The organism is Bradyrhizobium sp. HKCCYLR20261 (genome assembly GCF_051168435.1).
Taxonomy (GTDB): domain Bacteria; phylum Pseudomonadota; class Alphaproteobacteria; order Rhizobiales; family Xanthobacteraceae; genus Bradyrhizobium.
This window is the reverse complement of the sequence record NZ_JBNPUZ010000008.1, coordinates 267,481-286,772: the sequence shown is the minus strand read 5'-3', so window position 1 is coordinate 286,772 and position 19,292 is coordinate 267,481. Positions and strand designations below refer to the sequence as shown.

General features: G+C 68.0%; 16 protein-coding genes. 11 read left to right on the top strand and 5 right to left on the bottom strand.

From position 1 onward, the window contains the following. The first annotated feature begins 114 nt into the window (after positions 1 to 114). Positions 115 to 1,008 carry a YihY/virulence factor BrkB family protein gene (locus ACQR1L_RS21090; protein ID WP_434859836.1) on the top strand — a complete coding sequence of 298 codons (894 nt, stop codon included), beginning with the start codon at positions 115 to 117 and terminating at the stop codon, positions 1,006 to 1,008. On the opposite strand, the gene ACQR1L_RS21085 is transcribed toward ACQR1L_RS21090, so the two are convergent. The 3 genes from ACQR1L_RS21085 to ACQR1L_RS21075 all read right to left on the bottom strand — a co-directional run bounded on the left by ACQR1L_RS21085 (position 935) and on the right by ACQR1L_RS21075 (position 4,315). After that, on the bottom strand, positions 935 to 2,110 hold the full coding sequence (locus tag ACQR1L_RS21085; protein WP_434859835.1) for an ATP-binding protein: 1,176 nt from the start codon (positions 2,108 to 2,110) through the stop codon (positions 935 to 937). The genes ACQR1L_RS21090 and ACQR1L_RS21085 overlap by 74 nt on opposite strands. A gap of 469 nt (positions 2,111 to 2,579) precedes the next feature. Further along, entirely contained in the window at positions 2,580 to 3,449 is an 870-nt protein-coding gene (gene gluQRS / locus ACQR1L_RS21080; RefSeq protein ID WP_434859894.1) for a tRNA glutamyl-Q(34) synthetase GluQRS, read from the bottom strand. Next, on the bottom strand, positions 3,449 to 4,315 hold the full coding sequence (locus ACQR1L_RS21075) for a nucleotidyltransferase domain-containing protein (RefSeq protein ID WP_434859834.1): 867 nt from the start codon (positions 4,313 to 4,315) through the stop codon (positions 3,449 to 3,451). Before ACQR1L_RS21075 ends, gluQRS begins: the two co-directional genes overlap by 1 nt. 90 nt (positions 4,316 to 4,405) lie before the next feature. Here ACQR1L_RS21075 and ACQR1L_RS21070 point away from each other — a divergent pair, with 90 nt between their 5' ends. From ACQR1L_RS21070 to ACQR1L_RS21050, 5 genes are all read left to right on the top strand, one after another. After that, a complete protein-coding gene (locus tag ACQR1L_RS21070; RefSeq protein WP_434859833.1) occupies positions 4,406 to 5,050 on the top strand; it encodes a DNA-3-methyladenine glycosylase family protein in 645 nt (214 codons plus the stop codon). Positions 5,051 to 5,134: 84 nt separating this feature from the next. Further along, positions 5,135 to 6,907 carry a flavin-containing monooxygenase gene (locus ACQR1L_RS21065; protein ID WP_434859832.1) on the top strand — a complete coding sequence of 591 codons (1,773 nt, stop codon included), beginning with the start codon at positions 5,135 to 5,137 and terminating at the stop codon, positions 6,905 to 6,907. A gap of 30 nt (positions 6,908 to 6,937) precedes the next feature. Next, the gene (locus ACQR1L_RS21060; RefSeq protein WP_434859831.1) at positions 6,938 to 7,912 is read left to right on the top strand and encodes a peptidyl-alpha-hydroxyglycine alpha-amidating lyase family protein; all 975 of its coding nucleotides are present in this window, start codon (positions 6,938 to 6,940) and stop codon (positions 7,910 to 7,912) included. A 219-nt stretch (positions 7,913 to 8,131) separates the two neighbouring features. Next, on the top strand, positions 8,132 to 8,689 hold the full coding sequence (locus ACQR1L_RS21055) for an HNH endonuclease (RefSeq protein ID WP_009025578.1): 558 nt from the start codon (positions 8,132 to 8,134) through the stop codon (positions 8,687 to 8,689). A 248-nt stretch (positions 8,690 to 8,937) separates the two neighbouring features. Further along, positions 8,938 to 10,896, top strand: coding sequence for a putative bifunctional diguanylate cyclase/phosphodiesterase (locus ACQR1L_RS21050; RefSeq protein ID WP_434859830.1), 1,959 nt, complete (start codon positions 8,938 to 8,940; stop codon positions 10,894 to 10,896). A gap of 10 nt (positions 10,897 to 10,906) precedes the next feature. On the opposite strand, the gene ACQR1L_RS21045 is transcribed toward ACQR1L_RS21050, so the two are convergent. Further along, the gene (locus tag ACQR1L_RS21045; protein ID WP_434859829.1) at positions 10,907 to 12,181 is read right to left on the bottom strand and encodes an MgtC/SapB family protein; all 1,275 of its coding nucleotides are present in this window, start codon (positions 12,179 to 12,181) and stop codon (positions 10,907 to 10,909) included. A 28-nt stretch (positions 12,182 to 12,209) separates the two neighbouring features. Beyond that, positions 12,210 to 13,439: an APC family permease gene (locus ACQR1L_RS21040; protein ID WP_434859828.1), complete on the bottom strand. Its 1,230-nt coding sequence runs from the start codon at positions 13,437 to 13,439 to the stop codon at positions 12,210 to 12,212. Between the two features lie 346 nt (positions 13,440 to 13,785). Here ACQR1L_RS21040 and ACQR1L_RS21035 point away from each other — a divergent pair, with 346 nt between their 5' ends. The 5 genes from ACQR1L_RS21035 to ACQR1L_RS21015 all read left to right on the top strand — a co-directional run bounded on the left by ACQR1L_RS21035 (position 13,786) and on the right by ACQR1L_RS21015 (position 19,290). Then, positions 13,786 to 14,238, top strand: coding sequence for a hypothetical protein (locus ACQR1L_RS21035; protein ID WP_434859827.1), 453 nt, complete (start codon positions 13,786 to 13,788; stop codon positions 14,236 to 14,238). A 357-nt stretch (positions 14,239 to 14,595) separates the two neighbouring features. Continuing rightward, a complete protein-coding gene (locus ACQR1L_RS21030; RefSeq protein WP_434859826.1) occupies positions 14,596 to 15,735 on the top strand; it encodes an RNA ligase RtcB family protein in 1,140 nt (379 codons plus the stop codon). Beyond that, positions 15,732 to 16,355, top strand: a complete 624-nt coding sequence (gene prfH, locus ACQR1L_RS21025) for a peptide chain release factor H (protein ID WP_434859825.1) — start codon at positions 15,732 to 15,734, stop codon at positions 16,353 to 16,355. Before ACQR1L_RS21030 ends, prfH begins: the two co-directional genes overlap by 4 nt. Before the next feature lie 231 nt (positions 16,356 to 16,586). Next, entirely contained in the window at positions 16,587 to 17,756 is a 1,170-nt protein-coding gene (locus ACQR1L_RS21020) for an IS481 family transposase (RefSeq protein ID WP_434859824.1), read from the top strand. 277 nt (positions 17,757 to 18,033) lie between these two features. After that, positions 18,034 to 19,290 (top strand): Hsp70 family protein, encoded by a 1,257-nt coding sequence (locus tag ACQR1L_RS21015; RefSeq protein WP_434859823.1) that lies wholly within the window; start codon positions 18,034 to 18,036, stop codon positions 19,288 to 19,290. The last annotated feature ends 2 nt before the right edge of the window (positions 19,291 to 19,292 follow it).

The window sequence follows — 19,292 nt, the reverse complement described above, 5'->3', positions numbered from 1 at the left end:
CGCCGACGCAGGAGCGCCATGCCGGATCGCCGCATCCGGCCCTGCAACCGCTGGCTTTCGGGACCGTATTATTGGATGGTATGAACCCAAAAATGTTGCGGAGTGCAGGGACAGGTGAAGGCGCTTCGCTACATCTTCCACGTCGTCATGGATGCGTTCTACACGTTCCTCGCCGATGACGGCTGGGCGATCGCGAGCCATATCGCGCTCTCGACCCTGATGGCGCTGTTTCCTTTCCTGATCGTCCTGACCTCGCTGGCGGGCTTCCTCGGCTCCAAGGACCTCGCCGACCAGGCCGCCACCCTGATCCTCGAGACCTGGCCGGCCCAGGTGGCGGACGCGTTGACCGGCGAGATCCACGATGTCCTGACCACGACCCGGACCGATGCGCTGACCATCGGCGCCGTGCTCGCGGTCTACTTCGCCTCGAACGGCGTCGAGGCGCTGCGGGTCGCGCTCAACCGCGCCTACGGGGTGATCGAGCAGCGCCGCTGGTACTGGCTGCGGCTGGAATCGATCGGCTACACGCTGGTCGCCGCCGTGACGGCACTCGCGATGTCGTTCCTGATCGTGCTCGGCCCGCTGATGCTGGCGACCGCCCGACGCTACTTGCCGCTGGCGGTCGAGGCCAATGAGAGCTTCGTCAACCTGACGCGCTACGGCATCACCATCAGCGCGCTGATCGTCGCGCTGTTCATCCTGCACGCCTGGCTGCCGGCGGGCCGCCGCAGCTTCATGCAGATCATGCCCGGCATCGTCTTCACTTTCGTCGCCTCGCTGGTGTCGGGCATCGTGTTCGGCCAGTATCTGGCGCGTTTCGCCAACAACTACGTGACGATGTATGCGGGGCTCGCCTCGGTGATCATCGCGCTGGTGTTCCTGTATTTCATCGCCGCGATCTTCGTGTATGGCGGCGAGTTGAACGCGTCGATCATCAAGTCGCGGCTCCCGCGCGGTGTGTCGCTGCAAGAAGCGCAGTCGCTAGAGCCCGCGGCGAAACGGGCTTGAGCAGGAACGCGTCCGCGCCTGCGGCGCGCGATGCCGTCTCGTCCTCGCCGCGCCCGGACACCCCGATGATCGGGATGTCGCCATGCGGCGCGTCGAGGGCGCGGATCTGCGCGATCGCCTCGATGCCGTTGATGCCCGGCAGCACCATGTCCATCAGCACGGCGTCGTAGTGGCCGGACGCGATGCGTTCGGGCGCGGCCTCGCCGCGGCCGATGAACTCGGCCTGATGGCCGAGCTCGTTCAGGATGGTGTTGAGCACGACGCGGCCGAACGGATTGTCCTCGACGCCGAGGATGCGCAGCGGCCGCGTCGGCGCCAGGGTGACGCCGTCCTCGCCGCCGGCCGCCGTGGCCCGCGGCGTCGCCGCCACTGTCAGCGTCACCGTCAGCGTGAAGGTCGTGCCGCCGCCCTCGTGCGGCTCCACCGCGACGTCGCCTCCCATGGCGCGCGCCAGCTGCCGCACAGAGGACAGGCCAAGCCCGGCGCCGCCGAACCGCGAGGCGATCGAGACATTGGCCTGGCTGAACGGCCGGAACAGCCGCTTGATCTCCTGCAGGGTCAGGCCGATGCCGGAATCCGAGATATGGAAGGCCACGGCGACCCTGCCCTTGGCCGGGCTCCGCGACGCCTTGCCCCGACCTGCCTTGCCGGCCAGCGCGATCCCCAGCGCCACCCCGCCCTGCTCGGTGAACTTCACCGCATTGTCGATCAGGTTCTCGAGCGCGGCGCGCAGGCGCACGGGATCGCCGACGACGAGCCCTGGCAAGGCGTCGGAGACCTCGACCTTGGCCTCCAGCCCCTTGGCCGCGGCCCGGCCCGCCAGCGAGTCCCCCGCGGCCCGCGCCAGCACGCGCAGATCGAACAGATCCTCCCGCAGCAGCGCCCCGGTGGTCTCGTCCTTTGCGGCATCGACGAACAGCGTCGCCAGGCTCGAGAGATGCTCCGCGCCGGCCTTGATCGTGTCCACCCAGCGCCGCTCGCGCTCGCCGAGCTCGGAGGTGGCGAGCAGATCGCTGATCGCGAGAATTCCGGTCAGAGGGGTGCGGACCTCGTGGGCGAACACCGCGAGCGCCGCCTCGACCACGCCCGGGCCCGGCGCCATTGCTGGAGCGAGCTTTGCTGCCTCGGGCTTTCGATGTTTGGCCTTGGCCGCGCTCCGCTGCCCCCCTGCCATCGCCGTGACCTGAGGAACGTGCTTTTTCAGCGGCCGCGCCTTCGCGCGCTCCTTGACCGGCGCCGCAGCCTTCGCCGTCGGGCGCGATGCTTTCGAGACCGCCTTTGCAGCAGGCGCCTTACTTGTACCGGCGCGCTTGGCAGCCGGCTTGGCCGGGCGGGCCCGACGCCCCGTACTCGTGTTCCGAACGCGCTTCATCATGGCCCCTGTGACATGAACTCCGCAAAACGAAGGGGCACTTCTCTTGTCATGTCTGGTCGTGCCGCTTTCGATTGAAGCTCCCGATTAACCCGCGCTATCGGGCAGCATGGCACGGTCGTTTCCGGGTGTCACGATGCCCCGGAGGTTGTCCCCGCCGGAAACATGCGCAGACAGCGGGACTTGCGCCGAGACGCGGCTACACCAAGCCGATCCTGTGTCGGATTTCCGCCGGCGAGACGCCTTCGGCGCGCAATGTGCGCAATCCGGTCGCCAGAGTGGACTTGGACAGCTTGTGACCCTGGTCGTCGCGAATCAGTTGGTGGTGCCGGTAGGCCGGCGCCGGCAGCCCGAGCAAGACCTGCAAGAGTCGGTGCACGCTGGTCGCATGAAACAGATCCTGCCCGCGCACCACCTCGGTCACGCCCTGCAGCGCGTCGTCGACCACCACCGAGAGGTGGTAGCTCGTGGGCGTGTCCTTGCGGGCGAGGATGACGTCGCCCCAGGCCGCCGGCCTGGCTTCGATCGTCCCGGCCTCGCCGTCGGGCCCGCAGCCGACCTCGTCCCAGTCCAGCCGCCCAGCGCGCGCGACCGCCGCGTCCATATCGAGTCGCAAGGCATAGGGCGCGCCGCTGCTCATCAGCTCCCCACGACGCGCTGCAGGCACGGCCTTCGCCGCGCCGGGATAGAGCGGCGCGCCGTCGGGATCGCGCGGCCAGCCGCCATCGGCATCCCGCTGCGCCACCAGCCGCGCGATCTCGGCGCGGCTCTCGAAGCTCGGATACACCAGTCCCATCGCCTGCAGCCGCGCCAGCGCCACGCCATACTCGGCGAGATGCTCCGACTGCCGCCGCACCGGCAGCTCCCAGGTGATGCCGAGCCAGGCAAGGTCCTCGGTGATCGCCTGCTCGTAGTCCGGCCGGCAGCGGGTCGGGTCGATATCCTCGATGCGCAGCAGGAAGCGGCCGCCGCTCTCCTGAGCGCGCCGGACATTCAGCAGCGCCGAATAGGCATGGCCGAGATGGAGATAGCCGTTCGGACTGGGGGCAAATCGGAAAACGGGTGGCATCATGGCGAGATCGACGAAACAGATCGCTCCGTTCCGCTTCCCTGAGCTTCGGCTTCCAGACGCTCGACCACGGTCCGGTAGAATTGCTCCGCTTCCTGCATCATCTCGGCCGTGCTTCCCCGACCGTCGCCGAAGGCCGAGCGCGCGAGCTCGAACTCGGCATCGATGAAGTCGGCGACGGCCATCGGCAGCGCCGCGCTGCCCAGCTCGTGTGTCAACGCCTTGCGGCGCATGAGATCCGCCACCTCCGCGCCCAATGCGGCCGGCGGATCGCACTCCGCCATCAAGGTCGGGAAATGCATCGGCGCCACCGCTTCGGTCGGATTCAAGCGGAGCCAGCGCAGCGTCGCGGCTGGCCGCAACGCATAGAAAATCTTCTTCTGCGCGACGCTGGTGCCATCGCCGAAATACACCCGGCGCTGCCGCTCACCGAGATGCAGATAGTGCCGCGCAATCGCGTCACGCTTCGCGGCGCGTCTCGCAAAGGCGAGGAAGTCGTCCCGAAACCACGCCATGCCGCGATACACCACCGGCGAGCGCAGCCACTCGATGATGACGGCATTGCCCTTCAGCAGCAGGCGCAGCGCCTTGGCGAGATCCCAGCCATTGGCATCGAAATCGTCCTGCAGCGGAAACTCGATGACGTCGCGGACCGGCCATGGCTTGATATGATCCGCCGCGCGCCGCACATAGACGAACCGGCAATCATAGTCGCTGTCGGGCGAGGCGAAGCCCCAGGCGCGGCTGCCGCTTTCGACGGCGAGGGGCAGAAACATGCCGTGCTCGCGAACGACGCGATCGAGCAGGGCGTCGACCCCGGCCACCTTGTCGCGGTCCATGTCGGAGGGGATGTGACGCAAGTTCATGAGAGTTCCAACCTTGACTGATGCTGCCTTAGCCCCGGCTCTCCGTGGCGTCCACCCGGCGAGACATCGCGCAACTTGGGGTGGCGAGACGTGACCCTCCATCTCGACAGCCAGACCGTTCTGGAGGATGCGATCCGCGATCTCGTCAGGCAGGACACGCGACTCGTGCCGATCCTCGCAGCCACCGGCATGCCGGCGTTGCGGCGACGGGAGCCGGGCTTTGCCGGGATCGCCCACATCGTCTGCGGCCAGCAGCTGTCCACCGCCAGCGCGGCGGCGATCTGGGGCCGGCTGCAGGCGGCGTTCGATCCGTTCGACGCGGACGCGATCCGCCGCGCCCGGGCCGACCGGCTGGGGCGGCTCGGGCTGTCCGCCGCCAAGATCAAGACACTCAAGCACATCGCGCGCGAGCTCGGCGCCGGGCGGCTGAACCTCGACGTGCTCGCCAATGAGGACGCCGACGCGGCGCACGCGACGCTGACCGCCCTGCCCGGCATCGGCCCGTGGACCGCGGACGTCTATCTGCTGTTCTGTCTCGGCCATGGCGATGCCTGGCCGGCGGGCGACCTCGCCGTGCAGGAGGCGGTGAAGGTCGGGCTTGGCCTGGCCACCCGGCCGACCGCGAAGCAGATGATGCCACTCGCGGAAGGCTGGCGGCCGCTGCGCGGCGCAGCGGCGCATCTGTGGTGGAGCTATTACCGCGTGATCAAGCAGCGCGAGGGCGTCGTCGGATAGACCCCTATCCGTCCGCGTCGGTCCCGGGTTACGCTCTGCGGCAAACGACGAGGCCGCACGAACATGACGGCCGGGAGGATACGCATGCTCGACCGGACGCACGACCTCACGGCTGCTGTCGAGGGCTGGCTCGCCGCGTTCGCACAGGCGCTCGTAGCGCCCGACGCCGGCGATCTCGCAAGCCTGTTCCTGGCCGACAGCTACTGGCGCGACGTGCTGGCGCTGAGCTGGCGCATCAAGACGCTCAACGGGCGCGAGGCGATCCTGCACGAGTTGCCGGCGGATGCGCGCGCGGCCGCGCCGCGTGCCTTCGCCATCGCGACGGGACGCGCCGCCCCGCGCCACATCAGGCGCGCCGGCGCCGACAGCATCGAGGCGTTCTTTCAGTTCGAAACCATCCAGGGCCGCGGCTCCGGCATCGCCAGGCTGATCCCGGATGCCGCCGATGGCCAGCGGCTGAAGGCCTGGACATTGCTGACCGCGCTGGATGAACTCAAAGGCTTCGAGGAACCGATCGGCGCCCGCCGGCCGCGCGGCCAATCCTATTCGCGCGACTTCCGCGGGCCGAACTGGCTCGACCAGCGCGAGGCCGCGCGCGCCTATGCCGATCGCGATCCCGCCGTGCTGGTGATCGGCGCCGGCCAGGCGGGGCTCGCCATCGCCGCGCGGCTGACCATGCTGCAGATCGACACGCTGGTGGTCGATCGCGAGACCCGGATCGGCGACAACTGGCGCAAGCGCTATCACGCCCTGACCCTGCACAACCAGGTGCAGGTCAATCACATGCCCTACATGCCGTTTCCGCCGGGCTGGCCGGTCTACATCCCCAAGGACAAGCTCGCCAACTGGTTCGAGGCCTATGCCGAAGCGCTGGAACTGAACGTCTGGACCGAGACCGAGTTCGAAGGCGGCACCTATGACGAGGCGACGGCGCGCTGGACCGTGACGCTGCGCCGCGCCGACGGCAGCGAGCGTACGATGCGGCCGCGCCATATCGTCATGGCGACCGGCGTCAGCGGCATTCCCAACCGGCCGGGGCTGCCGGGCCTCGCCGACTACACCGGCACGGTGCTGCATTCCAGCCAGTATGGCGATGGCGAGGCCTGGCGGGGCAAGCGGGCGCTGGTGATCGGCACCGGCAATTCCGGCCACGACATCGCGCAGGACCTTCATGCCAGCGGCGCCGAGGTCACCATGGTGCAGCGGGCGCCGACGCTGGTCACGAACATCGAGCCTTCGGCGCAGCTCGCTTATGCCGCCTACAATGACGGCACGCTCGAGGACAACGACCTGATCGCGGCGTCGATGCCGCTGGCGCTGGGCCGGCGCAGCCACCAGATGCTGACGGAACAGTCGAAGCAGCTCGACCACGCGCTGCTCGACGGCCTCGCGCGGATCGGCTTCAAGCTCGATTTCGGCGAAGACGGCACCGGCTGGCAGTTCAAATATCTCACCCGCGGCGGCGGCTACTACTTCAACGTCGGCTGCTCCGACCTGCTCGTCAGCGGCGCGGTCCAGCTCATCCAGTTCGATGCGATCGCACGCTTTGGCCCCGAAGGGGCCGAGCTGACGGATGGACGCAGACTGGCGGCCGACCTGATCGTGCTCGCCACCGGCTACAAGCCGCAGGAGGTGCTGGTGCGCCGGCTGTTCGGCGACTCCACCGCCGACCTGATCGGGCCGATCTGGGGCTTCGGCGACGGACAGGAGCTGCGCAACATGTACACGCGCACGCCGCAGCCCGGGCTGTACTTCATCGCCGGCAGCCTCGCGCAGTGCCGCATCAACTCCAAATACCTCGCGCTGCAGATCAAGGCCATCGAGGAGGGCTTGCTGCCGGCCGGCGTATCGGGCTGAATGGCCCGACTGGAACACGGAGACCATGGCATGTCCGCGACCCTCGGCACCGGCGACTACACCTATCGCGTCGTCAAGGGCTGGGCGAAGCTGCCCGAGGGGTTTGCGCTGACCGACGTCGCCTCGGTCGCCGTCGACAGCAGGGATCGCGTCTACGCCTTCAACCGCGGCGTCCATCCGATGATCGTGTTCGATCGCGACGGCAATTTTCTGCGGAGCTGGGGCGAAGGCCTGTTCAGCCGCGCCCATGGCCTGTCGATCGATGCCGACGACAATCTCTACTGCACCGATGACGGCGACCATACCGTGCGCAAATGCACGCCCGACGGCAAGGTGCTGCTGACGATCGGCCTGCCGGAGCGCCCAAGCCCGTTCATGAGCGGCGAGCCGTTCAACCGCTGCACCCACACCGCGCTGTCGCCGTCCGGTGAGATCTACGTGTCGGACGGCTATGGCAATGCGCGGGTCCACAAATACACGCCGGACGGCAAGCTGATCAGAAGCTGGGGCGAGCCGGGCTCGGACCCCGGCCGGTTCAACATCGTTCACAACATCGCGACCGATGCCGACGGCTTCGTGTACGTCGCCGACCGTGAGAACAACCGCATCCAGATCTTCGATGGCGACGGCCGCTACGAGACGCAATGGAACAACCTGCACCGGCCCTGCGCGCTGTGCGCCTGCGGCGCCAAGCGCAAGACCTTCATCATCGGCGAACTCGGCCCGGGCCTGCCGGTCAATCTCAACGTTCCCAATCTCGGACCGCGCCTCACCATCACGGATTCCGGCGGCCGGCGGCTGGCGCGGCTCGGCGGCGAACACGGTCCTGGCCTGGAAACAGGGCGTTTTCTGGCGCCGCATGGCCTCGCCATCGACAGCCGCGGCGACATCTATGTCGGCGAGGTCGGCGTCACCAACTGGAGCACGAGCTTCCCGGACCGGCCGATGCCCGACGAGGTCAGAACCCACCGCTGCCTGCAGAAGCTGGAGCGTGTGCCGGCCTGAGACCGGCCCAATAGGCCCCTCGGACGGGTCCCCTTCTGCAAGTGAGTTGCACTGCGGCAGAACGCGACACCGCCACGCTTCCGACGCCCTTTGACCCGATGCGCGAAGGCGGGGAGAAGCCATGTCAAGCCATTCTTGGGGCTTCACAATCCCGTCACGCTGCATGTAGTATGTCGGGGCATGCTGCTTCGCAGCCGTTATGGAGGGCAGGAGCGTTACTTGAACGCACATGTCTCGCAAGGCGGTTGGCCGGTGTTGGTGCTGAACGCGGACTTCCGGCCGCTGAGTTACTACCCGCTGTCTCTCTGGTCGTGGCAAGACGCGATCAAGGCGGTGTTCCTCGATCGCGTCAATATTGTCGAGTACTACGACAGAGCGATCCGAAGTCCATCGTTCGAGATCCAGCTGCCTAGTGTGGTCTCGCTGAAATCCTTCGTGAAGCCGACGACCCATCCGGCCTTCACCCGCTTCAACGTCTTCCTCCGCGACCGCTTCGCCTGCCAGTACTGCCACTCCGGCGACGACCTGACCTTCGACCACGTCATCCCCCGCAGCAAGGGTGGCCAGACCACCTGGGAAAACGTCGTCGCCGCCTGCTCGCCCTGCAATCTGAAGAAGGGCAATCTGACGCCGCAGCAGGCCAAGATGTTCCCCAAGCAGGCGCCCTACGCGCCGACCGTCCACCAGCTCCATCGCAACGGCCGGCTGTTTCCGCCGAACTATTTGCACGACAGCTGGCTCGACTATCTCTATTGGGACACCGAGCTCGATCCGTAGCGGGCTGCATCGTCCTGGTCGTTGCAGTCGGATGGCGCCTTGGCCGCCATGCCGACCGGTTGCGCCGGCCGCCGGCGAGCGTCCCGCCGTCTTCGTTGCGGCGCTCGGGCGGTCAACCGTAAGCAGTATTATCCGTCCGATTAACCCGGCCTTAGGTCCCCGTTCAGCATGCTCGTGCGCCGCCGCATGGGCCGCCGACAGGGCTGGCTCGTCCCCATGTCATCCATCCGCAGGGCCATCCGCTTCGCATGCAGACCGCTTCCACCGACCCCCAGGCGGCGGCGCTGGCGAAGGCCCAGGCAGCGAGCTCGCTGCAGAACGTCGCGCTGACGCTGTTCGCCAACGTCGCCATCGCGATTTCGCTGGCGCTGCTGATCTATCTGCGGGAGGGCAGCACGCCGATCCTGTGGTGGCTGGCTGCCGCGACCGTCTTCGCCGTGCTGCGCGCCGCGTGGGTCTCGCGGTTGAAATCGTCGGGACAGATCGAGCGCGATCCGGCGCGCGTGCTGCGCGCGCTGACGGTCATGGCGCTGGCCAGCGGATCGCTGTGGTCGGTCGTCCCGCTCGGCCTGCCGGTCTTCACCCAGGCCCACAACGTCAACGACATCGTCTTCATCATGGCCGGCGCCACCACCGGCGCGATCATCCAGAGCCTCGCTTATTCGCCGATGGCCATCGCCTTCGGCGCCCCGCTGATGGGCGCCACGATCCTGCGGATGCTGCTGTCCGGCGGCGATGTCGGCTCCATCGTCGCCGCCGACATCGCCTTCCTGACGGTGATGCTGTTCCGCGCCGCCCGGCTCGGCGAGCGCAACTTCATCGCCGGCCAGCGTACGACCATCGCGGCGACGGAGCTCGCGGAGTCCGTCGCCGTCGCCAACCAGACGCTCGAGCGGCTGGTGCGGACGGACTCGCTGACCGGCCTCGCCAACCGCAGCCATTTCCGCAGCGTCGCAGGCCACGCCTGCGCGGCGGGCCGGGGCGTGGCGTTCCTGCTGTTCGACGTCGACAACTTCAAGACCATCAACGACACCCGCGGTCACGACGCCGGCGACCGCGTGCTGCAGACCGTCGCAGCGCTGCTGCGGTCGGCCTGCAGCGACGACGATCTGCCGGTGCGGCTGGGCGGCGACGAGTTCATCGTGGTGCTGCAGGGAGCGGAGGCCGGCAGCCGCGCGATCGCGCTTGGCGAGCGGCTGATCGCGGCGCTGCTGCGGCCGGTCCTGATCGCAGGCCAGCCCCTGAGCGTCAGCTGCTCGATCGGTATCGCCGCGCAAGCCGGCGGCGCCATCGACATCGAGGAGCTTTCCGCGCGCGCCGACGCCGCGCTGTACCGCGCCAAGGATGACGGCCGCGCCTGCATGCGCGTCTTCGACGACAACATGCAATCGGCGCTGACCATGCAGCGGCGGCTCGATGTCGAACTGGCCACCGCGCTGGCGCGGCGCGAGCTGCATGTCGAATTCCAGCCGCAGGTCGCGATGGCCAGCCGCGAGGTCATCGGCTTCGAGGCGCTGCTGCGCTGGAAGCATCCTTGCGCCGGGATGATCCCGCCGCCGGACATCGTCTCGGCCGCGATCCGGTTGCGCCTGTCCGGACAGCTCACGGAGTTCGTCGGCGAGCGCGCCTGCGCGTTCCTGCGCGCGCTTGACCGCAAGAAGGCGCACGGCATCAAGGTGTCGGTCAACGTCTCGCCGCGCGAGTTTCCGATCCATTCGCCGGCGCAGACGCTCAAGCTGGTCACCGAACGCTACGGCGTCGATCCCAAGCGGATCGAGATCGAGGTCACCGAGGAGGCGATGTTCGATCCCAAGCGCTGCGCCGACGAGCTCAAGCTGATCGACCAGCACGGCTTTGCGCTCGCCATCGACGATTTCGGCGTCGGCCATTCCTCGATCGCCAACCTGATGGCGGTGGAGATCGACACCGTCAAGATCGACCGCTCCTTCATCGACGGCATCGCCGGCAATCGCCGAGACCAGCAGCTCGTCGCCGCGATCACCGCGGTGGCGTTGCCGCTCGGCCACCGCATCATCGCCGAGGGCGTCGAACGCGAGGAGGACGCGCAGTGCCTGCGCATGCTCGGCTGCTCCTACGGCCAGGGCTGGCTGTACGGCAAGCCGATGAAGGAGGACGATGCCATCGCCTGGCTGGTCCGGCACCGCAGCGCGACCGCCGCGATCGAGCAGCTGCCGCGCAGCGCGTAGGTTGGCGCGGTCATGGCTGCAGGACATGAGCAAGGCTCGGCATCAAGGCGCCGGCCCATGCAGCGGCGATGACGAGGATCAGGCCGGGGATCAGCCGCAGCGCAAAGGACGAGCCGCCGCTGGTCCAGGCCACCACGATCTTGCTGATCGTGTTCGCCGACAGCGCCGCCAGGATCGGAACCACTGCATCAGCCGCGCCGATCTTGCCGGACGCCACGAGCGTGGCCGCTGCCATCGCCGGCGCGTGCGTATCGACGAGACCGGCGACCCCCGCGCTCACCACCAGGCCGGTCTCGCCGAACGCCTCGCGCAGGCCCGCTGACAGCACCAGCACCGCCGAGATCGTCAGCGCCAGCAGCAGGGCGCCCGGCAGGCTGAAGGCGTGTCCCGGCGGCAGGTCCGCCGCACCGCTCGATCGCAGTCCGGAGATCGTGAAGATCGCGCCGTAGATCACGGCGGCGGCGCCGGCGCATAGCAGCGGAACGAGCAGCGCATGCAGCGCCGGCAGGCTGGTTGCCGCCAGCACCGCCGCGAGCTGAACGATCGTGGCGACGGTGGACAGCGTCGCGCCGGCGGCTGCGGCCCCGCTCAGCTCCGGCGCCTTGCGTGCGCGCGCGCCCATCGCGCCGATCGTGGCGGTGCTTGAGACGAAGCCCGAGGCGAAGCCGGAGACCGCCAGCCCGCCGCGCGCGCCGAGCAGCCGCATCGCGACATGCCCGGCCGCGCCGATCGCCATCATCAGCACGACGAGCATCCAGACGCCGCGCAGGTTCAGTGCACCAAACGGACCGATCGGCTGATCGGGCAGCAGCGGCAGCACGACGAACGTCGCCGCCGCGAAGATCAGCCCGTCCTTGAGCTCGCTCTCGCTGAGCACCGAGCGGACGAAGCCGTGCAGCGCCGGCCGCGCCGCCAGCAGCACGGCCAGCACGACGGCGACACCCGCGGCCAGGGCCGGACGCTCCACGGCGAGGCCGCCGAGCAGCACGGTGAGGATCAGCGCCGTCTCCGACGTCAGTCCGGGATCGTCGCTGCGCGCGCGCAGATAGGCGATCGCGGTCAAAACCATGATGCCGGCCGCGACGACTGCCAGCAGCAGCTTGCCGCCGGTCAGCATGCCGATCGCCCCCGCAAGCGAGGCCGCGGCGAAGGTACGCAGGCCCGCCGCCGAACGCCCCGGTCCCTCGCCCTTGCGGCGCTCGCGCTCGAGCCCGATCAGCAGTCCGATGCCGAGCGCGACGCCGATCGCGACGATCTCGGGATGGACGCTCATGAGCTCCGGCATCGGCATGGTCCTGAAGGGCCCTTCCCGCTCACGGCGCCACGAAGGCGCTGATGATCATCAGCAGGCAGGTGACGAGGCCGAGCACGGGGACCCAGAGCGGCACGCGCACGAGGGCGCGATCGGAGCCGAGGTGCATGACGCGAATCCGCAGCAGGCACAGATTGACGATGGCGAAGATCGTCAGCGTCGCGAGCGAGGTCCCTTCCGCCAGATGCTCGAGCGGAAAGGCCAGAGCGAGCAGGATCACGGCCAGCACCACGAGGCCGGTCGCGATCAGCGGCGTGCCGGTGCGCGGATCGACGCGGCCGGCGATGCGCGGCAGGTCGCCCTGCTCCGCCATGCCGTAGACGACGCGGGCCGTCATCGTCATTTGCGCGAGCACCGTGTTGAGCGTCGACACGATCGCGATCGCGGTGAAGGTCGCAGGACTGATGCCCGCCACGGCATTGAACACCAGGCTGAGCGGCGCCGGCGAGGCCGCCAGCACGCCCGGCGGGACGGCGCTGACCGCGATCGCCGCGATCAGGACATAGAGCACCGATGTGATCAGCAAGGTGAGCGCCATCGCGCGTGGAATGTTCCGCTGCGGGTCCTTGGCTTCCTCGACGACATTGGCGAGGTCCTCGAAGCCGACGAAGGCGAAGAACGCGAGCAGGCCCGCGAAGGTGATGCCGGAGAGGACGCCGAGTTCGAGCGGCGGCGGCGCCAGCAAGGCTGGGGCGAACGAGACGCCGGAAGAGACGGCCGAGACGACGATCCACATCAGTCCGCCGGTCTCGATCAAGGTCAGCAGGCCGGCCAGCATCACCGATTCCAGGATGCCCCAGGACGCGACCACGCCGAGCGCGATCACGATCGCCATCGCGATCACCGGCGTCGGCATATCGATCAGTTGCCGGATGTAGCCGGCGCCGCCGAGCGTCACCGCGGCCGCGGCGATGATGCCGGTGGCGAGCCGCAGCGAGCCTGTCGCAGTGGACAGCAGCCGTGACTTGAACGCCGCCCTTACATAGGCAGCCTCGCCGGCACTGACGGGATAGCGCGTCGCGAGCTCGGCATAGGACGCGGCGGTGAACGCCATCACGAACGCCGCCAGCGCAAACGCCCAGGACGAATAGCTGCCGGCATGCCCCGCGACCGCGCCGATCAGGACGTAGATCCCGGCCCCGACGGTCACGCCGGTGCCGTAGAGGACGAGCAAGGCAAGCCCGAGCCGCCGCCGCAAGCCGGGCGAAGGCACGATTTCAGTTTGCGGCACCACGAGGTCCATTCTTCGTCACGACGGCAACAGAGGTTGTAGGGGCTTAGATGACCGAACGCGAGCGCTCTTGATCCCGGTCAATCGGAGTATGCGCCCCGCTCCCGGCGGCTGCGGCATTCGGCCGCCCAGCGCTTCATCGCGAAGCGCTGATCCAGACATGCCTTTGCGCTCTCGCGGCACACAGCGCCCGAGCTGTGCTGATCGATCGCCCCCTGTGCGGGGCGATTTGAACCAGATCTCGCCGACGGCCGACAGATGATCCGGCATTTGGTCCAGCAGGTGTGGCTCCCGTCGCGACGGCGTCGCCGGGTTGCGCATGTGACGGCCTGGGAGACGGACGTCAATGACGGAGACGATCGCGCGTTCACGCCGCCTCGGCTCGATCGGCAGCCTGGTGGGACTGCTCGCTCTCGTTGCAGCGATCCTGCCGCACTGGGTGCTGCCGATGATCGATCCGCCGCCGCCCATCGACAAGGTCATCGTCGACGTCGGACACCGCGTCAAGGACCGGCTGGTGGCGCACATCAAGGGCGTCGACGACCAGGCGCCGGCGCGCGAGAGATCGTGGACCGACCGGCTGCACCAGCAACTGCCCTTGGCCGCGGTGTCGTTCGGCCTGCTCGCGATCATCCTCGGCGTGATCGGCCAGCTCCGTCGCGAGGAGCGTCACATCGCGGCGATGGCGACGACGTTGGGCGGCTGCGCGATCGCCGTGCAGCTCTCCTTCGTGCTGATGGGCGTTCTGATCGTGATGGCGATCATCTATTTCGTCGGCGATTTTCTGGCGCTGTTCTGATCGCGGGATGCGCGTGGCTTGCCGGCCGCGGGCGGATGCGCCGTTGTCGCCGCGCAACCTCACCACGTCATTGCGAGCGACCCGGATCAAATGAGGCATCCGTGTCCTGGGCGTCACAGCGCGACAGCGATTGAATTCCGCACATTGCCAATGCGATCGTGATGTGATTAGTACGCGGCCGGCGTCGAGCATTCCGCTCCGCCGAACGAGGAGAGAGCGATGACTGCGATCATCCGTTGCTCCGCCAGGAGCCGCCGGGCCTGATCCTCGCGTGAGGCGAGGTGTGGCCAGGCATGCGTGCGTTCGCGCGCGCTGTTAGTCCCCTGCCATATCTCCTGATCTCTCCAAGGTACCCACATGGGCAATTCCCATCGCGTGGACGGCCGTGCGCCGGTCCACGGCTTCTACTCGTCCAGCTCCTGGATCGAGGGCGCCGCCGTGCGCCAGCTCGAAACGGTGGCTGACATCGACGGCGTGCGCGCGGTCGCCGGCCTGCCGGATCTGCATCCCGGCAAGTTCGGCCCTGTCGGCTGCGCCATCCTCGCCGACCGCATCCATCCGGCCTTCGTCGGCGCCGACGCCGGCTGCGGCATGGCTTTGTATCAGCTCGATCTCGCCTCGCGCCGCATCCGCATCGACAAGGCGGCCGACCGGCTGCGCGACATCGCCAAGCCTTATGTCGGCGACATCGCAGGCGAGTTGGCCTCGCATGGGCTGGCATCGTCCGACTTCGACACGTCGCTCGGTACGATCGGCGGCGGCAATCACTTCTGCGAGTTGCAGGCGGTCGAGCAGGTGTTCGATGCGACCTGCGGCATCGATCGCGATCGCGCCTTTCTGCTGGTGCATTCGGGCTCGCGCGGCCTTGGCCATGCGCTGCTCGAACGGCAGGTCACTGATGGCTTGAAGCCGCTCGCGCCTGACAGCGCGGATGGCCAGGCCTATCTCGCGGCGCATGACCACGCGTTGCGCTGGGCCCGGCTCAACCGCGGCCTCATCGCGCGGCGTGCGGCCTCGGCGTTGCGCTGCGAGGCCGATCCCGTCTGCGAATGCTCGCACAATTGCGTGGTCCATCGCCGCGAGGGCGTGCTGCACCGGAAGGGGGCAGCGCCGTCCGACCATGGCCTCGTCGTCGTGCCGGGCTCGCGCGGCGCGCTGTCCTATCTGGTCGCGCCGCTCGCCACGGCGCCGAAGGAGGCGCTGTGGTCGATCGCGCATGGCGCCGGACGCAAGTTCGACCGGTCGTCGATGATCGGCCGGGTCGGTGCCACCAAATCGGATCGCGAGCGGCTGGCGCGCAATCCGTTCGGCGGCCGCGTGATCTGCGAGGACCGCGCGCTGCTCGCCGAGGAGGCGCCGGAGGCCTACAAGCCGATCGCAGGCGTGATCGCCGATCTCGAAGCGTTCGGACTCGCGCGCGTCGTCGCCTCCTTCCGGCCGCTGGTGACGGTGAAGAAGATCGCCACCGAGCGGCGGCCGAAGGAGGACCGCCGATGAGACGGCTGCTCCTCACATCGGGACGCGGTCCGGCGGAATGCCGGATCGCGGTCGCCCATGCGCTCGCGCGGCTCGCCAGTGAAGCCGAGACCGCGGCGTGCGACTACGCCATCGCGCAAGGCGACACGGATCGGAACGGACCGGCCAGCGCGATCGCCGTGCTGGACGGGCCGAGCGCCGACGCGCTCGCGCAACGCTGGACGCGGGGCTCGCTGCTCTGGGTGTGCCGCAGTCCGCTGCGACCGCATCACGGGCGCAAGAACTGGTTCGTCGGCGTCGTCGACCTGCCGCTGCCCGCGCAGATCCCGGCGCTGGCGACCGGCGACGTCAGGTTCGAGAGCTTCCGCGCCGGCGGTCCCGGCGGCCAGCACCAGAACACGACCGAGAGCGCGGTGCGCGCCGTCCATTTGCCGAGCGGCCTCGCCGCCATCGCCCGCGACGGCCGCTCCCAGCACCGCAACAAGGCGCTGGCGCTCGCGCGCCTCGCCGCGCTGCTCGACGGCCGCGCGCGCGTCGCCGAGGCGGGTGAGGCCCGCCTGGTGCAGGCCGCGCATGATGGCGTCGAACGCGGCGCCCCCGGCCTGCGCTTCGAGGGCCCGGCGTTCAGGCCGGCGGGGTGAGCGAGGTGCGGCGGGGGAATGAAACTTTCCTCGCCGCTAGACCCGCGCCCCGCGAAAACCACCCCGCTCGCGAGCGGGGTGGTCGCATGACGTTCCGACTTTTGCGCCCGCGTGTCTCCACGTCGTCATGGCCGGGCTTGTTGTTCAGCCCGGATACATCACCGACAGGTGTTCGGAGACATAGCCGACACGTCATAATGCAAGGATTTGGCGGTTTGGGAGGCCAAGTCCATGCCCTGGCGCGAGGTGTCGGTAATGGAACAGAGGCGGGAGTTCGTGCGGCTTGCACTGCAGGAAGGGGCCAACCGGCGCGATCTGTGCCGGCGCTTCGGCATTCATCCCTCCACGGGTTACAAGTGGATCCAGCGTAAGCAGGCCAGTCAGGAGCTGATCGAACGATCGCGCCGGCCGCGTACGAGCCCGGCGCGCACTGCTGCCGAGCTCGAGGAGCGCATCCTTGCCGTCAGGGATGCTCATCCTGCGTGGGGGGCACGCAAGATCGCGAGCTGTCTGGAACGGGCCGGTCACAGTTCGCCAGCGCTGTCGACCATTCACGAAATCCTGCGCCGGACCGGTCGGATCGTGCCCGCGCCAGGTGGCCCGCCGGCCACGGAGCGCTTCGAGATGTCGGCTCCAAACCTGCTGTGGCAGATGGATTTCAAAGGTTGGGTTCGGGTCGGCAACAACGTGCAATGCCATCCCTTGACCGTGCTGGACGACTACTCGCGCTTCGATCTGTGCCTGCAGGCCTGCGCCGATCAACGCGATGAGACCGTGCGCGACAGGCTGCGGACGACGTTCCGTCATTATGGCTTGCCGGACGCCGTCTTCGTCGACAACGGCTCGCCGTGGTCGGATTCGTCCGGCGAACATTGGACGAGATTCTCTGTCTGGCTGCTCAAGCTCGGTGTCTCGGTGATCCGCAGCCGTCCCTACCATCCACAGAGCCGGGGCAAGGACGAACGCTTCCATCGCACGCTCAATGCAGAAGTGTTTGCCTTGCGCTGCTTCCGCAATCTGACAGCAGCACAAGACGCCTTCGATGCCTGGCGGGAGGTCTACAACTTCGAGCGCCCCCATGAGGCACTCAATCAGCAGGTACCGGCGAGCCGCTACCGGCCGAGCCCGCGAATGATGCCGGATCGCCTGCCTTCGCCAGAATACGACAGCACCGAGACTGTTCGTTCCGTGTCCACCACAAAGTCCTATGTCCACTTCAAAGGCCGTCTGTGGAAGGTCCCACAAGCCTTTGGAGGCGAACGTCTGGCCATCAGGCCCCTCTCCGTCGATGGCCAATACGGAGTCTTCTTCGCTGCCCATCAAGTCGCGACGATCAACTTGACGAATGGCAAAAGTGTCGGTGATGTCCCCGAACAGGTGTCGGCTATCTCCCCGGGCTAAACACTTGTCCCGGCCATCCACGCCGTTCGGCATCCTGAGGACGACGTGGATGCACGGGACAAGCCCGGGCATGACGGAGTAACTAATTGGCAGGATTCGTCGTCGGTACGGCCCATTCCCACATCGATTGCGGTGAACGCCGGTCGGAGGTCGCTGCGCGGGTAAGCCATGCACCATCTGCGGATTTCCCATCCCCTCATGCCTCACATTCGCACATGACATTGCACCGCGAAACGGCTAAGCGGTCCGCCCTCCCCGGACGGAAAACGAGACGAGCATGGCAGCGGCCCATTGCGGCATCGACTTCGGCACTTCGAACACCACGGTCGGCCTCAGCGATCCCGCCTGCGCACAGCTCATCGCGCTGGAGGGCGAGCAGCGGACGTTGCCGAGCGCGATGTTCTTCGATTTCGAGGATCACGGCGTGCAGTTCGGGCGCGCGGCGATCGAGCGCTATCTGACCGGCCATGACGGCCGCTTCATGCGCGCGCTGAAGAGCATTCTCGGCACCGCGCTGATCCACGAGAAGACCTACATCCGGCAGAAGGCGGTGCCGTTCTCCGGCATTCTCGGCTTCTTCTTCGCGCATTTGAAGACGCAGATCGAGACGCGGCTGGGCCACGAGATCAGCCAGGTCGTGCTCGGCCGCCCCGTGCGCTTCGTCGACAAGGACGACGCGGCCGATGCCGAGGCGCAAAACGCACTCGAGCAGATCGCGCGCGAGCAGGGCTTCAAGCACATTGCCTTCCAATACGAGCCGATCGCGGCCGCGCTCGATTACGAGCAGCAGGTGAATCGCGAGGAGCTGGTGCTGATCGTCGACATCGGCGGCGGTACCTCTGACTTCTCGATCGTGCGCGTCTCGCCGGAGCGGCGCGCCAAGGCGCATCGCGAGGACGACATCCTTGCCAATGGCGGCATTCACATCGGCGGCACCGATTTCGACCGGCTGCTGAGCTTGAAGAGCGTCATGCCGCATCTCGGCTATGGCAGCCTGACCGCCGACGGCAAGCGCGAGCTGCCGACCGCCTATTATCACGAGCTCGCCACCTGGCACCGCATCAACCAGCTCTACAAGAAGGGCGTCGTTCACGAGCTGCGCCAGATCCGCTACGAGGCCGAGCGGCGCGATCTCGTCGATCGCTTCATCAAGGTGGTCGAGGAGCATCGCGGCCATACGCTGGCGATCGGCGTCGAACAGGCCAAGATCGCGCTCACCGCGGCGAAGTCGCTGACCTCGGTGCTGTCGGAGAAGGACGAGTGGGCGCGCATCAAGTTCACGCGCCGCGATTTCGACCGCGCCATCGCCGATTCCGTCGCGCGCGTTGTCCGCACCGTCACGACGCTGCTGGATGATGCCGCGGTAGAGGCCACGGCGATCAACACGATCTTCCTCACCGGCGGTTCGAGCATGGTGCCGGCGCTGCGTGAGGCGATCCTCGCGCTGTTTCCGGCAGCACGCGTCGCCGAGACCGACCTGCTCGGCAGCGTCGGCATCGGACTTGCGCTCGACGCCCGGCGCAAGTTCGGCTGACC